The organism is Mesorhizobium sp. AR07 (assembly GCF_024746815.1).
GTDB lineage: Bacteria > Pseudomonadota > Alphaproteobacteria > Rhizobiales > Rhizobiaceae > Mesorhizobium.
Window position 1 is genome coordinate 759,624 of record NZ_CP080528.1, and the last position, 22,090, is coordinate 781,713.

Here is a 22,090-nt window from a genome sequence, read left to right on the forward strand (position 1 = left end):
CACCCGGCAGCAACGGAAAGGCCCGCTTGGTGCTGAACAGCTTCCCAAGGTTTGCGCGCCCTGATCTTATTCTCTGCTGCTCTTAAAGGTGAACATGCACTGAACGGCTGTCGCCGGCGGTTCAGTCGTCAACATTTTTTGATAACGGATGATCCGCCCAAAGCTTTCATCCGGTGGCAATTAGTCCGGAAAATTCATGGTGGGTTGGCGGATGCAGTGCAAGCCATTGAAATGACGTAGGATTTGGTTGCTTAGGCCGATCCGCGCCATGTCCCGGAGACCACACCCGCCATGAATGATCCTACGCTGCCGCTGACGGGTTTGTCATCTATTCGCAGCAAGTCTGTCGTCGCCCGTTTCGACGGGGGGATGATGCCGTGCACGGCGGCCAGCAATTGCGCCTGTTCAACGCCCATTAAGACGAATACGGCTTCCAGCCGATCGCGGTGTTCGATGGCGACGGCCGGTTCGTCGGTGCGGTTCTTCGGCCGGCCAAGCGACCGAGCGGGGCTGAGATCCGCCCCCACCTGCGCCGCCTGGTGCGGGCGATCCGGAGCAACTGGCCGAACACACGGATCCTGATCCGGGCCGACGGACATTATTGCAGTCCACCGGTCATCGACTGGTGCCGCGCCAACGATGTCGACTTCATCCTCGGGCTGGCGCCCACCACGACGCTGCGCAAGCATGTCGCGGACCTGGAAGCCCGCACGCTGGCGCGTTTTGAGGCGTCGGCCAAAACGAACAAGGTCTGCCGCTTCAAGGAGTTCTTTGACGGCGCCGGTAACCGGGGCAGATTACCGGGCAGTCAGGCTTGAGCGGCTTGCCTAACGAGATCCGGGAGCGGCGGAATCGACTCTTGTGTTGGTATGCCGAGGCGGTCGCCGAGATAGCGGAAGAATGAGACGTCGAGCTTGATGCAGGTCTTCATCAGGCCGAGCAGGACGTCGCGGGCGTTCTTGCCTGCCTCGCTGACGGTTCCGCCGGAGATCTTGCGCTTGGTGACGAAGGTGCGGATGTCGTTTTCCGAACCATTGGTGTGGAGTGGGATCTCGGGACGATCGAGAACGCGCAGGAGTTCATGCTTGCGGCGATGCAGCCTGGCAAGAAGCCGGTCGAGCATGACGTAGCCGGTTCGTCGTTTGAACAGGCGCTCGAAGCGGGCGCGCAGGGCCGCCGCGTGGCGCGGACAAGGAGCACGCTGGTAGCTCTTGAGGTCGCGATAGAACCACCAGATCAACTGGCGCATGATGTCGACGGCCTGACGTTGATCCGGGGTCACGGGTATCAATTTGTGGACGAGCCGCTCGGCGTGGACCCAGCACAGAGCATGGTCGCCGATGCGGAACTGGCCGGCATCATCGGACACGACCACGGTATCGCCAAGAAAGCCGTGGTGGCGGATCGCTCCCCACATCGCCCCTTCGGTGGCGATCCTGACTGGGTTGGGCTCAACCGCGAGCTGGTCGAGGCCGAGTGCGGCCAGATGCGCCTGCCATGCGGCGCTGTCGGCAAATGCCTTGTGCGGCGCAGCCGCCAGCCGCGCGATCACCGGACCGGCGAGGTTGCGGCCGCGCATATAGGCCAGGGCCTCTTCATTGATGAAGTAATCGCTGTGCCCGGCACGCAGCGTCGCCAGGAACGCCTCCCGTGACTTCGATCGCCCGGTGCGGAACGCGGTGAAGCGGCGATCGCCGATCTGGGTGGTGTAGCCGTCCTGGTGGGCGTGGCGCGCCGACGTATCATCGACGGTGATCCAGGGCGCCGTAGCCAGCCCGGCGCGCAGCACGTCACGGTCCTCCGCCGCGAAGGCCTCCAGGCCCTCCGAAATCAGCCGCACCACCTGGCGCTTCGAAATGTCGACCCCGATCCCGGTCAACAACGCCGTCAACCGCTCCGTCGTCACCTGGCCTTGAATGTGACAGGCCAGAATGAAGCGGCGCAGGTTCGCGCCCCAGCCGCCGATGATCCCCGCCGGCAAGGGCGCCACCATCGTTTCGCCGGTCGGTGTCACCCAGCGCTCGCGGCGATAGCGCACCACCTCGGCCGACAACGCCAGATCGCGCACCAGGATCGTCTCATACCCCTTGAAGCGAGAGCCCGCAGGAGCGCTCACCGCAACCGTCACCTCGCGGCTCACGCGACCGCCGTCGCGCTTGGCGCCGCGCCGGCGGCGCTTGCCCTTGCCAGATGTCGGCTGCGTCGCCTTCTCCATGCCCGATGGCTTGGTCGGCTTGACCGGGGGACGCGGCGGCAGGTCCTTCAGCCGGGCGATCTCATCCTTCAGGGTCTGGTTCTCGGCGCGTAGCGCCTGGTTCTCGATCTCAAGGCTCTCGACCCGGCCTTGAAGACCGCGCACTTCGCCGATCAGCGCAGAAACCAGCCCGCGGAGTTCCGCAAGCGACAGGCCTTCAAGCGAATCAGTCGGTGGTAGCGTCACGCAAAGGGTGAATCACGAACGCACGCGCCTGCAAACCCCCACCGCCCGGTAATCTGCCCCGGTTACACGGCGCCGCCAGCTGGAGCCGCGTGGAGCGCATCATCGCCCGCGTCGAGGTCGGCGCCCAAGGTGCTGACACCCGCTTCATCGTCACCAATCTTGCAGGCGGGAAAGCCAAGCGCTCTATGAGGATCTCTACTGCCGGCGCGGAGCGGCGAGAACCACATCAAGTCCTGGAAGACGCATCTCGCCGCCGACCGCACATCCTGCACAAGAGCGACGGCCAACCAGTTCCGGTTGTTCCTGCATGCCGGTGCCTACTGGCTGATGTGGGGCCTGCGCGCCGCAATGCCGAAGCGTTCCAGCTTTGCCGTCGCCCAATTCGACACGCTGCGTCTGCGCCTCATCAAGATCGCCGCGCGGGTGGTCGAGATGAAGACCAGATCCGCTTGCATCTGCCGACATCCTGCCCCGACCAGCGCATCCTGCGCATCGTGCTCGACCGCATCCCGCGGCTCGTGAGGTAGCCGACGGGGCGCTGACGCCTCGAAACGAACCGCCGACCGCAACCCGCAAACCCTCGCCTGCCATCACAACGGATCAATCCCGGCGCCGATGAAGCTCGTCAAAAGGCACCGCAACGCTAACCAGATGACCCGTCAGGGCGCCGAAAGCCGATCGCTGTGCATCAAACGGGTTAGAAGCCGGTCCCTTTTTGGCACTGACCCGATCCTTGGACTGCTGGGTTCTGAGTTCTCCGGCTTTGTACAAGGTGACCGGCTACGTCATCCGACTTCTTCATCGACTGCGTGTTCTCCTCCTTGAGCATAACCTTTTTTGGTGCCGCTTTTACGGTTTGATAATTCCCATGTTTATCGCCGCTATAGCGGCTACCGTCCTGCTAGCAACATCTAACTTTTTCTTGACATTCTTTATATGGAAATTGACGGTATTTACCGATATTCCTAAAATCTTGCCTATTTCCCAGGATGATTTCCCTCTCGCTGTCCATAGAATGCACTCTTTTTCTCTTGGGGAAAGGTCATGAGAGTCCTTAGGGCGACTCGATTTGGCGAAATTCGCGACCCTCAGATGGAAATGTAAAGCGGCCAGTTGTAAGTAGGTGATCGTCCTATTTTCAACTTCGCGGTCCCAAGGTTGAGCAAAACTCATAACTGCAACACTGTCATCGGGGCCATGTAATGGAACGCTAATGCCTGACCTTAAGCCAAACGTCGCAGCCTCGTCGAAAACGCGCCGTTCATCTTCGGTCGTGTTTGCGTCGTTGTAGACATCGCTCCATCGAAATGCGCTTGCCCGCTGGCGACTCGTCTTGATGATAGGGTCTATTCTGTCATAACCCATTTGAAAATAGCGCTCTCGCCATTCATCAGGATAATTCAACATGCCCACCGTTTCGCGGCTCACCGGCTTTTGACGGGGTATAAGAGAGCTATAGGCGATCCAAGGACAACTGAAATTCAGGGCAAATGCCGATAACAGGTTAAACAACTGCCTGGATTGAACAATCCTATCAGTCTGGTCGAGAAATCGGTCGAAATCGACCGCCTCCCCAGTTGCTTGCGGGACCAAAGAAAACTGGTCGGATACCCTGGTTGTCTGCTCTCGAAGTTGGGAGACCGCGGTCATCGGCGGGCGTTCCATAGTCTCTGCTCCGCAGCCATTTGCGACGGATATTTCTCGTTGGTGCACAGGTGCAAAAGGCTACCGGCTGCTAGGCTCTCCGCGCCGTCATCGGCGGACCGGCATCGCCCAACACTACCACGCCCTCGCAGGGCACAAAGTTATTTCGCGTGAAGCTTAAGTTGCACTAACGTTTCCGGAGGGTAACATTGTGCGTGTTTTGCCAGCTGCATTGTTTCACAGCTGACTTCGCACCTCATACTGCCTCGGTTAATCGGGATGCCACCGCTAGCGCTCCTCCCGATTACGCCATGCACATCGCGAAACGTACTTCGATCAAGTCGACTGCTAACGTGACGCCGGGCAGATTTGTCTCGGCCGGTCCGCATGATGGATCTGCTCAAGCACAATCTGTGAGTATGGCGTCCAGCGACCGGTCGGCCCACAGTTGTGCTCCTTTGTTATTTGGGGTCGCGACGGTTGAAAGGGTACAGCGACAACCAAGCCCTGCCGCCGTTCAACCGTTCGAATTAGAATAGACGGCAGGCGAAAAGACGATCTTTCGGCGGCCAAGTCGGCTTTGAAGAGTTTCCTTTTGCGGCACGGTCGACGGTTCAACGGGAAAGCGATCTGGGGCAAGGCTCATTGGGGCTGGCTGTCGGAACAGAAGTTTGCCTTTCCGCACCAGCAATTCGTCTTCGAGGAATACAAGCGGCGCATTCACGATCTGATGGACCGTTGCGACCGGCTAGACGACGTTTTGAAGGAGGCCGTCTCAGGCTGGGTGCTGGGTCCTTTGGTCCATGCACTTCAGGCTTTGCGAGGTGTGAAGCTGACGGCTGCCGTCACCCTGTTTGCGAAGATCGGCGATCTGCATCGGCTCGACCAGCCCCAAACAACTGATGGCATGGCTTGGCCTGGTGCCGGCCGAGCATTCCAGCGGCAAGAGGATCAAGCGCGGCGAGATCACCCGAACCGGGAATGCGGCAGCCCGGACGATGCTGATTGAATCGGCGTGGCATTACCGCTTCCCTGCCCGCGAGGGGCGAAGCCTGATAGACCGGAATGCCGAGCTACCGGAGCATCTCAAAGCCATTGCCTGGAAGGCGCAGGTTCGCCTTTGCGCCAAGTTCCGAAGACTTGCCGCGTCCGGAAAGCAGACAGTCAAGGTCGTGGCGGCCGTCGCACGTGAGCTTGCCGGTTTCGTTTGGGATATTGCTCGGCATACACCGCCGGTCGCCATCGAAACACGGCGGTAGCGCGCAGGGCGAAGCTGGTCGGGGTTGCAATTCGGACCGCACGGCTTTCAGGCACAACAGGAGTGAAGGCAACTGGAAACAGACATTGGACTTGGCTGGCGTGCTGCGCGGTCAGATTGACGTTGGATAATCCTCGATACGGCGCGGGGGCAGATTTAGTCGATGCCCGCTCAAGGAGGAAGGTCCACGACGGAAAAGGGTCGTGCGGTAGCCAATCCGCGAATAGGTGCTTGATCTCTCGTCGTCAGGCAACAGTCGCGCAGCACACCTGCCAAGTCCCCATCTTGCAACGGCATCAGGTTTGGTGCCAGAATAACTTTGTGCACATTCAGTCGTGATCGTCATAGGAGCGCCGTAGCGAGCGAGCGGCTTTGCGGCAGTCATCGATGTTCCCCAGTAAGGTCGGGTTGCTGACACCAACCTGATTCGAAGGAGCCACCGATGACCGACGATATGATGAACCTGCGCGCGCTCGTGGAGAAGACCCTGATTGCGATCTCCTGCGCGAGATGATCGGCTTTGCCGCCGAGCGGCTGATGGAGCTGGAGGTGGGGGCTGTCACCGGCGCTGCCCATGGCGAGAAGAACCCGCTGCGGCTGGCCCAGCGTAACGGTTACCGCGACAGGGACTGGGAGACGCGGGCCGGCACCGTAGAGCTGCGCATCCCCAAGCTCAGGAAGGGCTCCTACTTTCCGGGCTTCCTCGAACCGCGGCGCATGGCGGAGAAGGCGCTGACGGCCGTCATCCAGGAGGCCTACGTCCAGGGTATCTCGACCCGCTCGGTCGACGACCTGGTCAAGGCCATGGGCATGAGCGGCATCTCCAAGAGCCAGGTCAGCCGGCTGTGCGAAGAGATCGACGGCAAGGTCAAAGCGTTCCTTGAAAGACCCATCGAGGGCGGCTGGCCATACTTGTGGATCGATGCCACCTACCTCAAGGTGCGCCGCGGCGGACGCATCGTCTCGGTCGCCGTCATCATCGCTGTCGGCGTCAACGCGGACGGCCGGCGCGAGGTGCTGGGCATGGAGGTCGGCACGTCTGAGGCCGAGCCGATCCGGACGGAGTTTTTGCGCAAGCTGACCCGCCGCGGCCTCAGGGGCGTCAAGCTCGTCGTCTCCGATGCCCATGAAGGCATCAAGGCGGCCGTCACCAAGGTGCTGTGCGCGACATGGCAGCGCTGCCGGGTCCACTTCATGAGGAACGTGCTGGCGCATGCCGGCAAGAGCGGGCGCCGTGTCGTCTCCGCCTTCATCGCCACCGCGTTTGCCCAGGAGACGCCAGAAGCCGCCAGCACCCAATGGCGTGCCGTCGCCGACCAGATCCGGCCGAAGGTGCCCAAGCTCGCCGCCATCATGGACGACGCCGAGCCCGACGTGCTGGCCTACATGACCTTCCCCAGGGAGCACCGCGCCAAGCTGCATAGCACCAACCCGATCGAGCGCCTCAACGGCGAGATCAAGCGGCGCACCGAGGTCGTCGGCATCTTCCCCAACGACGACGCCATCGTCCGCCTCGTCGGTGCGATCCTGCTCGAGCAGAACGACGTGTATGGACCGCTCCCTGTTTGCAAGGCGAAATTGAACATAACGGCAGACACGGAGCTTGCGGTCGTGTATCCGGCCTGTTTATGCGAGCCGCTCGGCCGCAGGCCTTGATGGTATTCGCGGATCGGCGGCCAGACAAATGGACGAGCTCATCTGGCTCGCATCGAGCTTTGTGGACAATGCTGACGCGCGATGAGAAGTACCGCAAACCAATTGCTGCCACACCGTCTGCAGCATAACAGCTTCAGCACTGTGCCGATGACCAGTGCTGGCTTGCGAGAGTAATCGAATGTGATTCCAAACCGGTATGATCCGGGTTCGGCAAAGGCCCATGGAACGATGCGCCGCAATATGTCAAACCCTATGTGAAAATATGCTCACCTGACCATATCCGAACTAATCGTGAGGTCGCAGGAATGTGAAGGAACGCGTGCAGATTGGCTTATTTGTAACGTTTTCCGCTCACATTCCTTCGCATTATTTCAGAGGCTGTCGAGCCAGGCGAGCAAGCTCGCTTCCCGTTTCCATGATGGCGGATGAGTTGCCGTTGCCGGAACGCCGACCTGTTCCAGGGCCCTTCGCTTCGTTTCCAGATTGGCCTTCGCGTAGTGGTTAGTGGTGTCGAGGCTCACGTGGCCAAGCCAGCTGCGGATGACCGTGATATCGACGCCTGCCGAGACAAGGTGCACAGCGGTGGCGTGACGGAAGCTGTGTGGCGTCACATGCTTGGCTCGCAGTGATGGCACGGTTTCGGCTGCCGCTTTAACATAAGCCACAAGTTTGAACCGGACGCCCGAGGCGCTGAGCGGCTCGCCGTAGCGGTTAACGAACATCCGCTCGTTTGGCGCTCGCGGCTGCCGCTCCAACAGCTTTTTCAGCAGCAGCGCGGTTTCTGGCCAGAGTGGGCAGATGCGCTCCTTACGGCCCTTGCCAAGGAGCCGCACGCAACCCGGGCTGTCGAACCGGATGACCTCGGGACACAGATCGAGCGCTTCCTGTATTCGTGCCCCGCTGTTGTAGAGGAACGACAGCAGCGCGTGATCGCGCATGCCTTCAAGGGTCGAGCGGCCTGGCTGGGCAAGGATCGCCGTCACTTCCGCCGGATCCAGATAACAGGGTTCCGATACCGGCGCCCGCTTGCTGGGGATGTGGAGGATTTCCACGCACTGGGCGATCGATGCAGGATCCCTGGTCGCCACGAAGTTGAAGAAGCTGCGGATCGCGGCAAGCCGACAGTTCCGCGAGCCGATCGTACAGCCGCGTTCTTGTTCGGCGTGCCTCAGGAACGCAGCAACGTCGCTGGCGGTCAGATCGACCAGCGTGATCATCGCAACCGTCTTTTTCGCGCGCTGTGCGACGAACCGCAGGAACAGCCGCCAGGTGTCGCGGTAGGATCGGACCGTGTGGACGGATGCGTTACGCTGCTCAACAAGCCATTCATAGAAGAACGCGCGCATCAGGTTCGGGAACGGGTTGGCCTTGCTCATGACCGCACCTCCTGCGCCAGGTTGAGGCATGGTGCGCCCACAGCCCTAAACCGCTCGTTGGCAAGATGCAGCAGATCCTGCGTGACAGTGATGTAGACCAGGGTCGAGTTGATATCCCGATGGCCGAGGTAGGTCGCGAGGAACGGTAGACGACCCTGCGGGTTGATGCCCACCCGATACCATTCCAGGATACGGTTCACGACCATCGAGTGACGCAGGTCATGTAAGCGTGGCCCGGTTCGCCCGTGCTGTGGTTTCAATCCGGCGCGACGTATGACGGCAAGGAACAGCCAAGTGATCGCTTCTGGTGTGTAACGGCGGGTGCGGCCCGGCTCGTGCCAGAACAGGCCGGAGCGCGGATCCTGCGATGCGCCGGCACGGCGCCGTGCATGGATATAGGCCCGAAGCTCGATCATCACGCTGTCGGGCAATGGCAAGATCCTGGTTTTGAAGAACTTGGTTTGCCGAACCGTGATCGTATCACTGTGAAGATTGACATCGCCAATATCGAGACGGGCGAGTTCGCCCCGCCGCAGGCCCGCGCAATAGGCCAGCAACAGCATGGTGTAGATACTCAGCGGGCGAAGCGGTGCCCGTGGTGACGGATAGGAACGAGCGATGTCGAGTATCTGCCGTACATCGGCGGGCGAGTAGATGTGGGGTTTACGCCAATGCTTGACTACTTCCTTCTGCGGTCTCGGGTCCGGTCGGCGCGGCGGGATCGATGGGTCCCGGTGGCGGAAGATTTTCGTGAGGATACGCCTGAGATTTTCACATTCAACAGCGTGATTGCTCGTGGCTTTCTCCGCTGCCCAATGTTCGAGCATTACCCCGATCGGTTGATCCTGAAGTGCCGGATTCCACTGCAGGAAGTAGTCGAACCTCAACAATCTCTCCGACTGCGAGGAGTATTTGTATCCCCGATTGCGCATCAGCGCGACGTGCTCAGCCATGACTTCTCCCAGCACGCTGCCGAAGGGCTGTGGTCGGCGCAATTGAGCAAAAGCCTTTTCCGGATTGCGCGACGCCAGAGCGCGCCAGACCGGCATGCACTGCTTGATATTGCACGCTTCGCGCAGGGCAGTGATGGGGTTGCGGTCAATCGCCCCGACTTTCAGAAGGTGATCGAGGAACCGGTCAATGATGCGGGTACGGTGTAGCCGCGTCGTCGCTGCCCAGCATTCGGCCGATATCCGCAGCCACGCGACCAGCACGTGCTGATCGAGTTTGCCGTGGCGCTCAACGACATCCTGGAAGCCGTTCAAGACCTGACGGTAGCAGGTTTGGCTTTTCATGCTGCGTAGATCAAGGCTCGCGAGATAGCGGCCAATGGTCGTGCGATCGCGATCGGGCCAACGAGCGGTCATGCCGGCACCTCCGCGCCCGGCACGGGGATGTCCCGGTCATTGTTGAAATTCTGAAGGGGCGGCGTTGCTCGCCTCGAGCCTGTAGGCTCGGGGTGTCGATTCCACTGAGGAGAGCAACGCCATGAAAAGGAATATCACATTGCCGACGGCTGCGGCGAGCGGAGCTTTGGAAGAAGCGTTCGCCGACGTTCAGGAGAGCTTCGAGAGGCTCTGCCTTGCGGCCGGAATGGAGGCGCTGGGCGCGATGATGGAGGCGGACGTCGAAGCAGCCTGCGGCCCGCGCCACGGCCGGGTTGAAGAGCGCGAGGCGCACCGCTGGGGCTCGACGCGCGGCCGGATCGGGTTTCACGGCGGCAAGGTCGCGGTCGAGCGTCCGCGGATCCGGACCGTCGATGGGCGGGAGATGGCACTGCCGAGCTGGGATCGCGCGATGTCGGAGGACTGGCTCGGCCGCTGGGCGATGAACCTGATGCTGATCAACGTCTCGACGCGGCGGTTCGGACGGGCGGTGCGACTTCCGGAAGGCGATGTGCCGGCGGGTCATGGCAGCGGCGTGTCGAAATCGGCTGCGTCGCGACGCTTCGTGGCCTTGTCGACGGAGAAGCTCGACGTCTTCATGAGCGCGGATCTGTCTGATCTCGACCTCCTGGTCATCCAGATCGACGGGCTGCATGTGAGCGACGATCTCGTGCTCGTCGCCGCGATCGGCATTGACGGCAAAGGCGGCAAGCATCCTCTCGCGCTGGTCGAGGGCGCGACCGAGAACGCCGCCACCGTTCAGGCGCTTCTGGACAATCTCGTAGAACGTGGGCTCGATCCGGCGGTAGCGCGGTTGTTCATCGTCGACGGCGCCAAGGCGCTGTCCAAGGCGATCCGCGCGACTTTCGGCAAGGACAGCCTGATCCAGCGCTGCCAGATTCACAAGGCGCGCAACATCATGGATAGGCTGCCCAAGCAGCTTCACGCCTCGACGCGCCGGGTGCTGCGCCAAGCCTGGGAGCTCGACGACGCCGGCAAGGCCGAGAAGCTCATCCGAAACCTCGCGCGTCGGCTCGACCAGGATCGGCCAGGCGTCGCGGCCAGCATCCTGGAAGGACTGGACGAGATCCTCACCGTCGTCCGGCTGAAGCTGCCCGTGCAGCTTCGCCGCTCGCTCGCCTGCACCAACATTGCCGAGAACATGATGGGCACGATCCGCCGCGTCACGCGCAACGTGAAGCGCTGGCGCAATAGCAAGATGGCCCTCAGATGGGTCGCAGCCGGCATGATCGAGGCCACCAAGGGCTTCCGCAAGCTCAAGGCTCACAAGCAGTTGCCGGTCCTGGGCGCTGCGCTGATCGCCCATCAGCAGCGCCTCGCCGCAAAGCCCGTTGCTCCGGCATCGAGGGCTGCCTAACATGATATCGCGCAACGTCGCTCAGTCGAAGTTCAACAAGCTTCGGGACATCCCCCGCCCGGCACATCAAGCGCGATGGCCCTGAGATCCTCGGTGGCAAGCTTGAGGTAGGGGACCGTCGACGCGGTTGAGCGATGCCCCAACAGGTCGCCGATGACCTTTTGCGGAACTGACGCGCGCAGCATCTCGACCGCACGCGCATGACGGAAGATGTGTGGTCCACATTTGCCTGGCGGCTTGATGCCGGCATGGCGGAGCCGTCGTCGGACCAGGCTGTATAGCTTCTCGAGCTTGCGATAGGGCGCGCGCGTGCGGATGAAGATTTCCCTGGCATCGGTCGCAGGCCGTCCGGAACGCAGATAAGCGAGCACGGCCTCGCCCACCGGATCCATCAGGGGCAGGAACGAGCAGGTTTGCGTCTTACTGTGACGGACACGGATGGCTTCGGTCCGCCAATCGATGTCCTCGATCCGCAGGTTGCGGATTTCTCCAGCCCGCAGTCCATAGGTTGCAAGGATTTGCAAGATCGCATGGTCCCGCAGCCCCGCCGGCGTCTTGTCCGTCCTCGCGGTTTCCAGCACCGCGGCGATCTGGCCCCGCTCCAGGATCGAGGGCACCCCTTCATAGGCGTAGAGGAGTGGCGCGATGATATGTGGTGACTGGTCGGTCGCAATGTGGCCTGTCCTATGGAGATAACGCAACAACGAGCGAAGCCGCTCCGCTACAGCTTTCAGCGAGCAGCGCGTCAGCTTCAACGCTCGCAGGTCCATATAGCGGTCGATGTCGCCGATGCTCAGGTCCATCAGGCCTTCGACACCGCATCGTTCAAGTTGCCAGGCAAGGAAGTGTCGAGCCTCCCACAAGAACGCGTCGATGCTGGGCCGGCCAAAGCCCCGCTCCTCGTGAAGCCAGGTCTCGTATTCGTTGCAGATCGTAAATCGCAGTGCATCGGCGGCGCAGGTCGCTTTCGGGGCTGGTGGCCACTGCCCCTGCACAAGCCGAAGCAGCGCGTGAATGCCGGCGCACGGAATCTGGTGCCAGCGCGGACCAGGACGTCGACCACGACGCTGCCGGAACAGGGCGACCGAATCGCGCAGATATCGCTCCACTTGGGCTTCGGTCACATCCGTGACCAGGATATTTCGCCGCGCAAGATGGTCGAGGAACCCGCGCGCATAAGCACAATAGTTTCCTACCACCACCGGGCTGTATTGTTGGCTGGTCAGTACGGCTTCGAGCTCGGTGATCAGTTCGCGATCGGATTTCGACATCAATGGCTCCTCTGCTGGTCAAAAGACCGCAGAGGTTCGCCGGAAAATAATGCGGAGCAAATCCCTCGACGAACGGCAGAATTGTGCGGATTTCACGCGTTCCTTCACATTCCTGCGACCTCGCGATTAGTCAAACGGAATAATACCGACGCGGCAGACGCAGAGGCGATTTGCGAGGCGGCGACTCGGCCAAGCATGCGCTTCGTCCCAATCAAGACTCGAGATCAGCAGGCCGTGCTCGCTTTGCATCGATCTCGTTCGTTGCTGGTTCGGCAGCATCGATCAACGCTGTGCGTGGATTGGTTGGTGAGTTTGGGCTCATCGCAGCAAAAGGCCGCTACCGCATGTCAGAGCTGCGGCAGCGAATGAACGCAATGACGCCAGACCACCTGCCAGCGATCGCCTGCCAAGCTATCAATACCCTGTTCGATCACATCGATATGCTTGAAGAACAGATCGCTGCTGTCGAACGACAAATTGTTGAGTGGCATAAGAACAACGAAGATAGCCGCCGGCTGGCGACTGCACCAGGCGTAGGCCCGATCACTGCGAGCGCTATCGTCGCAGCTGTGGGAGACGGTCGTCAGTTCCAATCAGCACGGCACTTTGCGGCTTGGCTTGGGCTGACACCGAGGATGCACGCGAGCGGGAAGAAGGAGCGTATCGGCAGGATCAGTAAGGGAGGGGACAGATATCTGCGAGCGCTTCTTATCCATGGCGCGAGAGCGATTGTCGGAACGCTGTTCCGCAAGAACGTGACGCCTCGTCCGTGGCTGCTTGCACTCGCGGCACGCAGACCGACGAACGTCACCGCTGTCGCAGTCGCGCACAAAGACCAATGGTAACAACAGGATGGAAACACTCCTTCTTGGCTAAAAGACGTCCCCCATCTTCGCTGAGGGGAACGGAGCGGTCCATGCCATCAAATGGGCCGTCCAGCGCGCCAGATACATGACGCTTGTGTGGATGCCAGCCGTTTTGCAAGGAAGATTTTGAACCTTTGAACGCGTGATCGAGTGCGGTCTTGTGTCAGGCCTTGATTTGCGGCCATGACGTGCCGCGGGCCGGTATGGTGATACGCGGATCAGGTCCAAATCTAGAAAGCGAGCGCGAGGCTCGGTGCGTCATTCTGGTTTCCTGATCCCGATCGGATCGATCATTTGCCCATGCGGTTCAGGCCTTCCTCACATCCCCGACGGACCGGTTCAGGTGTGCTGCTGAATGCTCATGCAGGCACCGTTGCCGGATTCCGGTAATCCTCTTCCTTTGTCAGCATGGCCCAGATGCCACGCGCCATCTTGTTGGCCAGCGCAATGGCCACGAGCATGCGCGGCTTCTTCGGCATCATGCGCGCGAGCCAGGAGCCCTCGGGCGCGCCCTTCCGCGATGCCCATCGGACCACAGCCATGGCTCCAATGATGAGCAGGCGTCGAATATCGCATTGGCCCATCTTCGAGGTTTTTCCTAGTCGTTGCTTGCCGCCGGTCGATTTCTGCAACGGGACGAGCCCAAGCCAGGCGGCGAAGTCACGGCCGCATTTGAACGTCTCCATCGGGGGCGCGAAAGTTTCGATCGCCAGTGCGGCGATGGGGCCAACGCCGGGCATGGTTTGCAAGCGCCGAGATGCCTCAGCTTCCCTCGACAGAGCATCGATCTTCTTCTTCAGTGCGTCGATCCGGCCAGTTAGCTGGTAGATCCGGTCCAGCAGATCGCGGCAGATTTCGCGGGCCAGATCAGGCAAATTGGCTTTCTCGTCCTCAACGAAACATTCAAGTCGGTTCAGATAACGAATTCCCTGCGGCGCGATGTGGCCGAACTCATAAAGGTGCGCACGCAATGCGTTGACCAACTCAGTGCGCTGATTGACCAGCTGTTCTCGGGTGCGAAACATTATGGACCGAGACTGCTGCTCCTCGGTTTTCGGTTCGACGAAGCGCATCGTTGGCCGTTGCGCTGCCTCGACGATCGCCTCCGCATCCGCTGCGTCGTTCTTCTGCCGCTTGACGAACGCCTTGACATACCGAGGTGCAATCAGCTTCGGCTGATGGCCAAGCCGGACCATCTCGCGAGCCCAATAATGGGAACCGGCGCACGCCTCCATCGCCACTACACATGTTGGCTGACCCGCCATGAACTTGCAAAACTGCAGGCGCGACAGTTTTTTGCGGAACACGACTGATCCGTCAGCCGCCGCGCCATGCAGCTGAAACACGTTCTTTGCCAGATCGACCCCAATGATGGTAACCTTTTCCATGGATGCCTCCTTCCATTTTGTGGCGTTAAGCACCACAAACTTGGCACATTGCGATGCCGTCGGAGAAGGCTGGCATCCACCCCATCTGGAAACCATCAGCCAAATGAGCGATGATCCTCTCATCAGCCTGTCAGCCGTGGCGCGCCGATCATCCCGGCCCCATGCCGAAGAGCGCGGCGACCAAGCCGTCAGCTACACCACTCCCTGGGACACGATCCAGCTCCTCACCGGAAACTTCTCTTAATCGATGGGAGTTCATCCATCTTGTGGATGCATTGCATCGAAACAATCGATTTTACGAACAATAACGGACATGAAAAGACGCCGCTGCGGAAGGCGGCGACTACATGAGGTCTCTCCCGTCGTGCGGAAGATGGAGGCGTGCCCTACGGCACACCACACTCGATGTAATCCGCACGCCTTTAACACCACTCGAGGGGCAGATTCCAGCTTAGGGTCTGTTGAACAATATGTGAATCCGGAATTCGGTTTTTTGCGGTTTGAGGATTCCCTTTGGCTGGTGGACTTTCTAGACTCGCTTTGTGATTGACGAAGCGGCGATCCGTTTGAGGTATGAGGCGGTGGGTCTCTTGCTCGACGAGCGGGGCCGGCGGCGGTTTGCAGCGGCCGAGGCTCTGGCGGCGGGCCATGGCGGCATCATGGTGGTCTCGCGGATCACGGGCGTGGCGCGCAGCACGATTGGTCGGGGCCTTGTGGAGTTGCGCGACGAGGCGGCTCTGGATTTGACCCGGGCGCGACGGCCTGGCGGAGGACGTAAGGCGCTGGCGAGCCTGGACGCGACCTTGCTGGACGATCTGCGCGGCCTGGTTGATCCGGTCACGCGAGGCGACCCGCAAGCCCCGCTGCTGTGGACCTCCAAGAGCTTGCGCCATCTGGCCGAGGGGTTGCGGGCGCTGGGCCACAAGATCGGCCACAACACGGTGGCGACCCTTCTGCGTGGGCTGGGCTATAGCCTGCAGGCCAACCGCAAGACCCTGGAAGGCGCCAGCCATCCCGACCGCGACGCGCAGTTCCACTACATCAACCGCCAGGTGGGTGCGGCGCTTCGAGGCAGGTGAACCAGCGATCTCGGTGGACACCAAGAAGAAAGAGCTGGTGGGCGACTTCAAGAATGGCGGGCGCGACTATCGTCCAGCCGGCCAACCGGAGCCGGTACGGGTCCACGACTTCCTCGTTCCGGAGCTTGGCCGCGCAGCGCCTTACGGCGTCTATGACATCGGCGACAACAAGGGCTGGGTCAGCGTCGGCATCGACCATGACACCGCCGACTTCGCAGTTAACGCGATCGGCCGGTGGTGGCGGCTGATGGGACAAGCACGCTATCCCAAGGCTAGACATCTGGTAATCACGGCCGACGGCGGCGGCAGCAACGGCTCGCGCGTGCGCCTGTGGAAGCTGAGGCTGCAAACCCTGGCCGACGAATTGGGCCTGACCATCACCGTCTGCCACCTGCCGCCCGGCACCAGCAAATGGAACAAGATCGAACATCGCCTGTTCTCGTTCATCACCCAGAACTGGCGCGGCCGGCCACTGCTCAGCCATCAAGTCATCGTCGAACTGATCGCCGCCACCAAGACCAAGGCGGGCCTCACCGTTCGCTCCGAGATCGATCCCAACCTCTACCCCGCCGGCGTCAAGGTCACCGACCAGGAAATGGCGACCATCAACATCCGTCGCCATGCATTCCACGGCGAATGGAACTACACCATCACACCACGAACCAAACCGTGACGTAGTTGTTCTTCAACAGGCCCTAAGACGGTCATACAGCGTTGATTGCACCGCGATTGTAGCGCGCAGTTAGTCCTCCTACGCGCCGTTGACTATTCCTGCCACACGCTTCATCCACGGAATATCAGAAATGAGTTCACCTCGGCGTACAGCATTCATTACAGGTATCACCGGCCAGGACGGTGCGTTGCTTGCCGAACTGCTGCTTTCGAAGGGTTACATGGTGCATGGCCTGAAGCGGCGAGCGTCGCTGATCGGGAACACCAAGCGCATCGACCACCTCTATCAAGATCCTCATGAGGATCATCCCGATATGGTCCTGCATTACGGGGACATGACGGATGCGACAAACCTGATCCGTCTCCTGCAGGAAACGCAGCCTGACGAAATCTACAATCTGGCTGCGCAAAGCCATGTTCAAGTCTTATTCGAGACCCCCAAATATACGGCCAATGCCGACGCTCTCGGCACACTGCGGCTGCTGGAAGCGATCCGCATTCTTCGCCTCGAGGAAAAAACACGGTTTTACCAGGCCTCCACTTCCGAACTCTTCGGTTTGGTCCAGGGTGTCCCGCAGGGGGAGACTACCCCGTTTTATCCACGCTCACCGTATGCGGTGGCGAAGCTCTCTACGCCTACTGGATCACGGTGAACTACCGCGAGGCATACGGGCTCTATGCAAGCAACGGGATTCTGTTCAATCACGAAGGGCCGACGCGTGGCGAAACCTTCATCACGCGCAAGGTGACGCGTGCAGTAGCCGCGATTATGGCCGGCAAGCAGGACTGCCTCTATCTCGGAAACCTGGAGGCAAAGCGCGACTGGGGCTCGGCGCGCGACTATGTCGAGGGCATGTGGCGCATCCTGCAGCACCACGAGCCTGACGATTTTTGCTCGCGACCGGCGAGACGCATTCGGTCCGCAGCTTTGTCGAGGCTGCCTTCAGGCGGGTCGGGAAGGAGATCGTCTGGGAGGGCGAAGGCGTCGACGAGGTGGGCCGCGAACGCAGGAGTAACCAGGCGCTTATCCGAATAGACAAGCGTTATTTCCGTCCGACCGAGGTTGACCTGCTGATCGGTGACGCCACCAAGGCGGCTACGAAGCTCGGCTGGGAGCCAAAGACCACCTTCGATGAGCTCGTTTCGGAAATGGTCGAGGCCGATTGCCGCGCTTACGGAATAACGATCGCTTGACGTGAAAAGACAACGATTTCGCTGGAGGGCAAACGCGCATCTGGTCGCCTGGCTATCGCGGCATGATTGATTGGGCCCGCACTGGGTGCGGCGGCTGTCTGGCTTGCCCGAGGTATGAATCCTCACGGCGGACAGTCGTCTGCCTTTATCAGTGAGTGGCTCGCCCCACATTGCGCGTCCTAGGATTGCTCGGGCGCGCCGGGCCGATCCTCAGAGGATGAGCCGTGGCAGATGACAGGGAAGCATTTGTCGGAAAAGCTGAGGAACGCCATCGCAATTGCGGATGTCGGCCGGGAGGGAGCGATTCGCTCTTCGGTGAAGTCGTTACGATACTACCATCCTAGGTAGGCGCGCGAACCACAGGTTACCGTTTAAGACTGCGGAGCCACTGCCAGAATTCCGACTAAACCTGGCTTGTGAACGCAGATCTGGTCGATCGCCAGCGAGCGCTTCAGGAGCATGGGCGCGTTGCCGTGGGACAACCTCGTGATTGAGGAAAGATCATGCTTGAAGAGAATCGCTCCAACTTGCTGTTGCCTTCGAAGACCTCCAATCGCGGGCTCGGGCGTCGAACTACGGTCACAACGAATCACGATTTGCTAGAAACGAAGATATCGGCTTTGGTCACTGCTCGTGGAAATGGCCGCGCGGCTCGAAGTGGCACCTCCCGTCATCACAGATGCCTACAATTGGGCGCGCAATGACTACGGCGGGTTGGCAGAACGCGCCTCGGCCCACCTGCTAAGCAAATGGCCAGAGGAAACCTAATGGATAAGAGGATGCCTTCCGTGACAAATGCCGAAACTCAGGCGCGCGACGCGCAGCTTTGGAAGAATGCATCGCTCAATGCGCTCAATCGGCTGGTACGCTGCCTGTTCGCCGAGCGTCTTCTTGAACCAGATGGATTATTGTGGGCGCAAGACGGCCACCAAGCCTGGCTCCCCCTTTGGCAGTCGCGCCGGGTCCTGTATTTCATAGACCTGCGTCGTGCACCTGCCGGAACATTGCAAAATCGTGGTCCCATCGAAGTGCTGGACGGAACCGGCGTCCGGCACCGGATTGATGATCCCTCAGATCTCATAAGGCAAGTCGCGTCCGCCATGGCGATCTTGCCTGCGTCGGACGACTTGGAGAATCTTTTGCGCGACGTCGATAACAGCGTGCGCAACGACTTCTTGGCTCGTCGTCACCGGGAGCACTGGAGCGCCGCGCTGCGAGAAAAAGTAGCTGAAGCAGGCGCGCAAGGATTCCTCGCCTATGTTGCTAAGAACCTGCCGCCGCATCTGGCAGCGATGACCCTCGATCAGTGGGGCGCGTTGGAAGGTCACCCCTTTTATCCCACATGGAAGGCCAAGCCCGGCCTATCGCCTAAGGATGTCAGCGCGTTGTCGCCTGAATTCGGCGCTCGTGTGCGCGTGCGCGTCACAGGGCTGCGCAAAGAATGGGTTTATGTGGAAAAAATGCCACATGTTGGCAGCTATTCGGAATGGTTCTCACAAAACTTTCCCGACCTCTGGCGCGACTGGACCGAAGGTCTGAATCAACGTGGAAAGTCGCCTGAGGACTGGCTTCCTCTGCCTGTCCATAGCTGGCACCTTGAGAATTTTGTGCGCCGTGAATTCGCGTCCGAGATTGCTTCCGGTGTTTTCGACCCGGATGGCCCGGAGGTCCTGACGCTGCCATCCATGTCCTTCCGCACGATGCTGCCGGACACACAGGAACTGAGGCCCTTTATCAAGCTGCCGGTAGCGATCTGGATGACCAGCGGACAGCGTACTCTGCAGGCCAGGTCGATTCGCATGGGGCCGCGTCTCAGCACCCTGATTTCCGATATCCTGTCAAAAGAGAAGGATCTCCATGAGAGGCTCGAGATCTTCACCGAAGAGCTGGGGGCAATCTTGCATCACCCCGAAACGGGCGACGAGCATTCGGGCCGCTTTCTTTCGGTTGTCTATCGCAATACCGACGCTCTGGCACGCAATGACGGACTTTTGCCCGTTACTGCGGCTGCACTGTTGACGGCAAGCCCGATCGATGGCCGCCCCCTCATTTGCGAACTGATCGCAAGGAACGGCGATGAAAGCGACGCGACCGTATCTGCGTTTTTCCGCGCCTATGCAGGCACCGTCATCCGGCCGACACTCGGCATGTATCTGCTTTTCGGAATCGCCTTTGAGGCGCATCTGCAAAACAGCAGCATCCTGTTCGATGAAACCGGCCGCCCACGAAAACTGTTAATCCGTGATTTCGAGGTAGGCTTTGCGCCCCTGTTCAAGGAACGCGGGCACCGCCTGAAGATCTTTCCCAGCACATTCAATAACGATATCAGTTTCGTGCGCTCATTCGTCATTCATGCCTGCTTCATCATGCATCTTCATGAGATTGCACGGTGCCTCAACGAACAGTATAAACTGACGGGAACGAGCCTTTGGCGCATCCTGCGGGAAGAAGTCGAGGCAGCTTTTGACGCGCTCAGGCCGCGCATGTTGTCGGACGCGTTCTGGCTGGAGGAACGTAAGGCTTTTCTTGAGAATCCATGGCCGGCCGACTCGGTGCTCCGGATGCATCTGGAGCGCTATCGCGACCTTCGGGTCAAGCATGAGCTTCCCAATCCGCTGGCGAAAGCGCAATGACAAATGCCTCTGCCGCGCTTCGCGGCTTCGGACCTCGCCTCCATGAGACCATGTGGCCCACTCCGGCGCGTTGGGCGCTTCGACAACGTCATTGGTCTTATTCCGCCGCCAAACGAACGGTGGCCAACCCTGCTCCTGCTCTTCGAAACAGGAGCAGATGCTCGCCAACCCCCCTGTGAACCACGCCGGCATCTTCTCTTGCCGGTATTGAGGCCAAGCACTAAAGCCCGTGCACTGGGTCGGCAACAGCCGAGATGTGATTCTGAACAAGAAGAGATGACGTAACGTAACTGCTGTCGTCGCTGACGGCGTTCAAGGCACTACCGAGCCCCCCGATCATCCAGTTCGCGACTTAGCAGAACCGGCCGCCCAGCCCGAGCCCGTGGGAGCGTTATAGATCACGCCCCATTCATTCCTACAAGTGTCGTGAAAATCCGGATGCCATGGCCTCTCGCGCAAGCGTGCTTGCTGGGGACCCCTCGAGCGAACTTTGAGCGCATCGCCGGCACGGCAAGACGGCGCAATCGCAATCTGTCGAGCGTCAGCCGTTGCGGAAGGTGTAGCCATAACCGTTGATCGCCGGCGCGCCGCCGAGATGCGCGTAGAGTACCCTCGATCCCTCTGGAAAGTAGCCTTTTTGGATGAGGTCGATCATCCCTTGCATCGATTTGCCCTCGTAAACGGGATCGGTAATTATACCCTCAAGCCGCGCGCACAGGCGGATCGCCTCTTTCGTTCCCTCGGACGGAATGCCATAACAGGGGTAGGCGTACTCCTCGAGCAACACCACGTCATCCTCGACGAGTTCGGTTCCGAGATCGAGGAGGGTCGCTGTATGTTGGGCAATGCTAAGCACCTGCGCCTTGGTCTTTGCGGGAGTGGCAGAGGCATCGATACCGATCACGTTGCGCTGTCGACCGTCCTTGGCAAATCCGACGAGCATGCCGGCATGCGTTGAACCTGTCACTGTGCAAACGACGATGTAGTCGAAGGCAAACCCAAGCTGTTTCTCTTGGGCGCGCACCTCCTCCGCGAACCCCACATAGCCGACGCCACCATATTCATGAACAGAGGCCCCGGCCGGTATCGCATAGGGTCTGCCGCCCCTCGCCTTGACCTCATAGAGCGCTTTTTCCCAACTGCGGCGGATACCGATGTCAAAGCCCTCGTCGACCAGGCGCACCTCTGCTCCCATGATGCGGCTCAAGAGAATGTTGCCGACGCGGTCGTAGACGGCATCCTCATGGGGTACCCAGCTCTCCTGAACCAGGAGACATTTCATGCCGATCTTGGCGGCGACCGCGGCGACCATGCGCGTATGGTTGGACTGCACGCCCCCGATGGTGACGAGCGTATCGGCATCGGACGCGATCGCGTCGGGTATGATGTATTCGAGCTTGCGCAGCTTGTTTCCGCCAAACGCGAGACCGGAATTGCAGTCCTCGCGTTTGGCGTAGATTTCCACCTTTCCCCCCAGATGCTTGCCGAGGCGGTCGAGCTTCTCGATGGGTGTGGGTCCAAAGGTGAGCGGGTAACGTTCGAAATTTTCCAGCATGTTTTCTCCAGCAACACGTGATTGAGCTGAACCAGCTCCGCCCTCGCTCATGGGCTTTTGATTGGAGCCAGCTGCGTCGTCGGAGTGCAGAAGGCTCCCATTTTCTTTCCAGCGCCGCGTTCGTCATCGAGACAAAGCCACCCGCATACTGGCGTGCTGCGACGGCTATTATGTGCCAACCGAACCCAAACAGCTGCATCTCCCGCCGTTCGACGGCCCAGGATGCGGTCACCCAGCTCATTTCAAGCGCACTTATTCTTGGACGGTCAGCTCGATGTCCCTGGTTGATCCAAAA

General features: G+C 60.3%; 14 protein-coding genes and 4 pseudogenes. 11 read left to right on the forward strand and 7 right to left on the reverse strand.

The annotated features are described in order from the left end of the window. Positions 1-371 precede the first annotated feature (371 nt). A pseudogene (locus tag BPNPMPFG_RS39940) lies at positions 372-800 on the forward strand (transposase); the annotation flags it as partial. Positions 801-808: 8 nt separating this feature from the next. On the opposite strand, the gene BPNPMPFG_RS39945 reads toward BPNPMPFG_RS39940, so the two are convergent. Next, positions 809-2,440, reverse strand: coding sequence for an IS66 family transposase (locus BPNPMPFG_RS39945; protein ID WP_183448093.1), 1,632 nt, complete (start codon positions 2,438-2,440; stop codon positions 809-811). 68 nt (positions 2,441-2,508) lie between these two features. On the opposite strand from BPNPMPFG_RS39945, the pseudogene BPNPMPFG_RS39950 reads away from it, so the two are divergent. Beyond that, positions 2,509-2,967: pseudogene (locus tag BPNPMPFG_RS39950) on the forward strand (transposase); the annotation flags it as partial. Between the two features lie 322 nt (positions 2,968-3,289). Here BPNPMPFG_RS39950 and BPNPMPFG_RS39955 read toward each other — a convergent pair. After that, positions 3,290-4,090, reverse strand: coding sequence for a LuxR family transcriptional regulator (locus tag BPNPMPFG_RS39955; protein ID WP_258598449.1), 801 nt, complete (start codon positions 4,088-4,090; stop codon positions 3,290-3,292). A 574-nt stretch (positions 4,091-4,664) separates the two neighbouring features. On the opposite strand from BPNPMPFG_RS39955, the gene BPNPMPFG_RS39960 reads away from it, so the two are divergent. The 3 genes and pseudogenes from BPNPMPFG_RS39960 (at position 4,665) to BPNPMPFG_RS39965 (ending at position 6,998) form a co-directional block, all read left to right on the forward strand. Further along, positions 4,665-5,093: a hypothetical protein gene (locus BPNPMPFG_RS39960; RefSeq protein WP_258598451.1), complete on the forward strand. Its 429-nt coding sequence runs from the start codon at positions 4,665-4,667 to the stop codon at positions 5,091-5,093. Continuing rightward, complete coding sequence (locus BPNPMPFG_RS43515) at positions 4,987-5,343, forward strand: transposase (protein WP_413776927.1); 357 nt, start codon at positions 4,987-4,989, stop codon at positions 5,341-5,343. The genes BPNPMPFG_RS39960 and BPNPMPFG_RS43515 overlap by 107 nt, the downstream gene beginning before the upstream one ends. 441 nt (positions 5,344-5,784) lie before the next feature. After that, positions 5,785-6,998, forward strand: a pseudogene (locus BPNPMPFG_RS39965) (IS256 family transposase). Between the two features lie 371 nt (positions 6,999-7,369). On the opposite strand, the gene BPNPMPFG_RS39970 reads toward BPNPMPFG_RS39965, so the two are convergent. Together BPNPMPFG_RS39970 and BPNPMPFG_RS39975 are read right to left on the reverse strand one after the other, a co-directional pair. Further along, positions 7,370-8,374, reverse strand: a complete 1,005-nt coding sequence (locus tag BPNPMPFG_RS39970) for a site-specific integrase (protein WP_258598453.1) — start codon at positions 8,372-8,374, stop codon at positions 7,370-7,372. Continuing rightward, entirely contained in the window at positions 8,371-9,741 is a 1,371-nt protein-coding gene (locus tag BPNPMPFG_RS39975; protein WP_258598455.1) for a tyrosine-type recombinase/integrase, read from the reverse strand. The genes BPNPMPFG_RS39970 and BPNPMPFG_RS39975 overlap by 4 nt, the downstream gene beginning before the upstream one ends. Positions 9,742-9,862: 121 nt before the next feature. Between BPNPMPFG_RS39975 and BPNPMPFG_RS39980 the strand changes: the two genes are divergently transcribed. After that, the gene (locus tag BPNPMPFG_RS39980; protein WP_258598310.1) at positions 9,863-11,137 is read left to right on the forward strand and encodes an IS256 family transposase; all 1,275 of its coding nucleotides are present in this window, start codon (positions 9,863-9,865) and stop codon (positions 11,135-11,137) included. A gap of 32 nt (positions 11,138-11,169) precedes the next feature. Here BPNPMPFG_RS39980 and BPNPMPFG_RS39985 read toward each other — a convergent pair whose 3' ends face one another. Then, positions 11,170-12,408, reverse strand: coding sequence for a site-specific integrase (locus BPNPMPFG_RS39985; RefSeq protein WP_258598456.1), 1,239 nt, complete (start codon positions 12,406-12,408; stop codon positions 11,170-11,172). Between the two features lie 290 nt (positions 12,409-12,698). Here BPNPMPFG_RS39985 and BPNPMPFG_RS39990 point away from each other — a divergent pair, with 290 nt between their 5' ends. Next, entirely contained in the window at positions 12,699-13,253 is a 555-nt protein-coding gene (locus BPNPMPFG_RS39990) for an IS110 family RNA-guided transposase (RefSeq protein WP_258598457.1), read from the forward strand. A gap of 380 nt (positions 13,254-13,633) precedes the next feature. Here BPNPMPFG_RS39990 and BPNPMPFG_RS39995 read toward each other — a convergent pair whose 3' ends face one another. Beyond that, on the reverse strand, positions 13,634-14,662 hold the full coding sequence (locus BPNPMPFG_RS39995) for an IS110 family RNA-guided transposase (RefSeq protein WP_258598306.1): 1,029 nt from the start codon (positions 14,660-14,662) through the stop codon (positions 13,634-13,636). On the opposite strand from BPNPMPFG_RS39995, the gene BPNPMPFG_RS40000 reads away from it, so the two are divergent. The 4 genes and pseudogenes from BPNPMPFG_RS40000 (at position 14,661) to BPNPMPFG_RS40015 (ending at position 20,240) form a co-directional block, all read left to right on the forward strand. Next, positions 14,661-14,906, forward strand: a complete 246-nt coding sequence (locus BPNPMPFG_RS40000) for a hypothetical protein (protein ID WP_258598458.1) — start codon at positions 14,661-14,663, stop codon at positions 14,904-14,906. The genes BPNPMPFG_RS39995 and BPNPMPFG_RS40000 overlap by 2 nt on opposite strands. Positions 14,907-15,204: 298 nt before the next feature. Beyond that, positions 15,205-16,414, forward strand: a protein-coding gene (locus BPNPMPFG_RS40005; RefSeq protein WP_258598459.1) for an ISAzo13 family transposase whose coding sequence is annotated in 2 segments (ribosomal slippage) — positions 15,205-15,729 and positions 15,731-16,414 — 1,209 coding nt in all. Because the reading frame shifts where the segments join, the coding sequence is not laid out codon by codon here. 130 nt (positions 16,415-16,544) lie between these two features. Further along, positions 16,545-17,607: pseudogene (gene gmd, locus BPNPMPFG_RS40010) on the forward strand (GDP-mannose 4,6-dehydratase). A gap of 767 nt (positions 17,608-18,374) precedes the next feature. After that, positions 18,375-20,240: an IucA/IucC family protein gene (locus tag BPNPMPFG_RS40015; protein ID WP_258598461.1), complete on the forward strand. Its 1,866-nt coding sequence runs from the start codon at positions 18,375-18,377 to the stop codon at positions 20,238-20,240. 541 nt (positions 20,241-20,781) lie between these two features. On the opposite strand, the gene BPNPMPFG_RS40020 is transcribed toward BPNPMPFG_RS40015, so the two are convergent. After that, a complete protein-coding gene (locus tag BPNPMPFG_RS40020) occupies positions 20,782-21,795 on the reverse strand; it encodes a 1-aminocyclopropane-1-carboxylate deaminase (protein WP_258598463.1) in 1,014 nt (337 codons plus the stop codon). Positions 21,796-22,090: the final 295 nt, after the last annotated feature.

Bases quoted from the DNA above. Each gene is read 5' to 3' on its own strand.
- BPNPMPFG_RS39955 (WP_258598449.1), bottom strand. From the start codon at position 4,090: ATGACCGCGGTCTCCCAACTTCGAGAGCAGACAACCAGGGTATCCGAC.
- BPNPMPFG_RS43515 (WP_413776927.1), top strand. From the start codon at position 4,987: ATGGCATGGCTTGGCCTGGTGCCGGCCGAGCATTCCAGCGGCAAGAGG.
- BPNPMPFG_RS39970 (WP_258598453.1), bottom strand. From the start codon at position 8,374: ATGAGCAAGGCCAACCCGTTCCCGAACCTGATGCGCGCGTTCTTCTAT.
- BPNPMPFG_RS39975 (WP_258598455.1), bottom strand. From the start codon at position 9,741: ATGACCGCTCGTTGGCCCGATCGCGATCGCACGACCATTGGCCGCTAT.
- BPNPMPFG_RS39980 (WP_258598310.1), top strand. From the start codon at position 9,863: ATGAAAAGGAATATCACATTGCCGACGGCTGCGGCGAGCGGAGCTTTG.
- BPNPMPFG_RS39985 (WP_258598456.1), bottom strand. From the start codon at position 12,408: ATGTCGAAATCCGATCGCGAACTGATCACCGAGCTCGAAGCCGTACTG.
- BPNPMPFG_RS40000 (WP_258598458.1), top strand. From the start codon at position 14,661: ATGGATGCCTCCTTCCATTTTGTGGCGTTAAGCACCACAAACTTGGCA.
- BPNPMPFG_RS39995 (WP_258598306.1), bottom strand. From the start codon at position 14,662: ATGGAAAAGGTTACCATCATTGGGGTCGATCTGGCAAAGAACGTGTTT.
- BPNPMPFG_RS40015 (WP_258598461.1), top strand. From the start codon at position 18,375: ATGGATAAGAGGATGCCTTCCGTGACAAATGCCGAAACTCAGGCGCGC.
- BPNPMPFG_RS40020 (WP_258598463.1), bottom strand. From the start codon at position 21,795: ATGCTGGAAAATTTCGAACGTTACCCGCTCACCTTTGGACCCACACCC.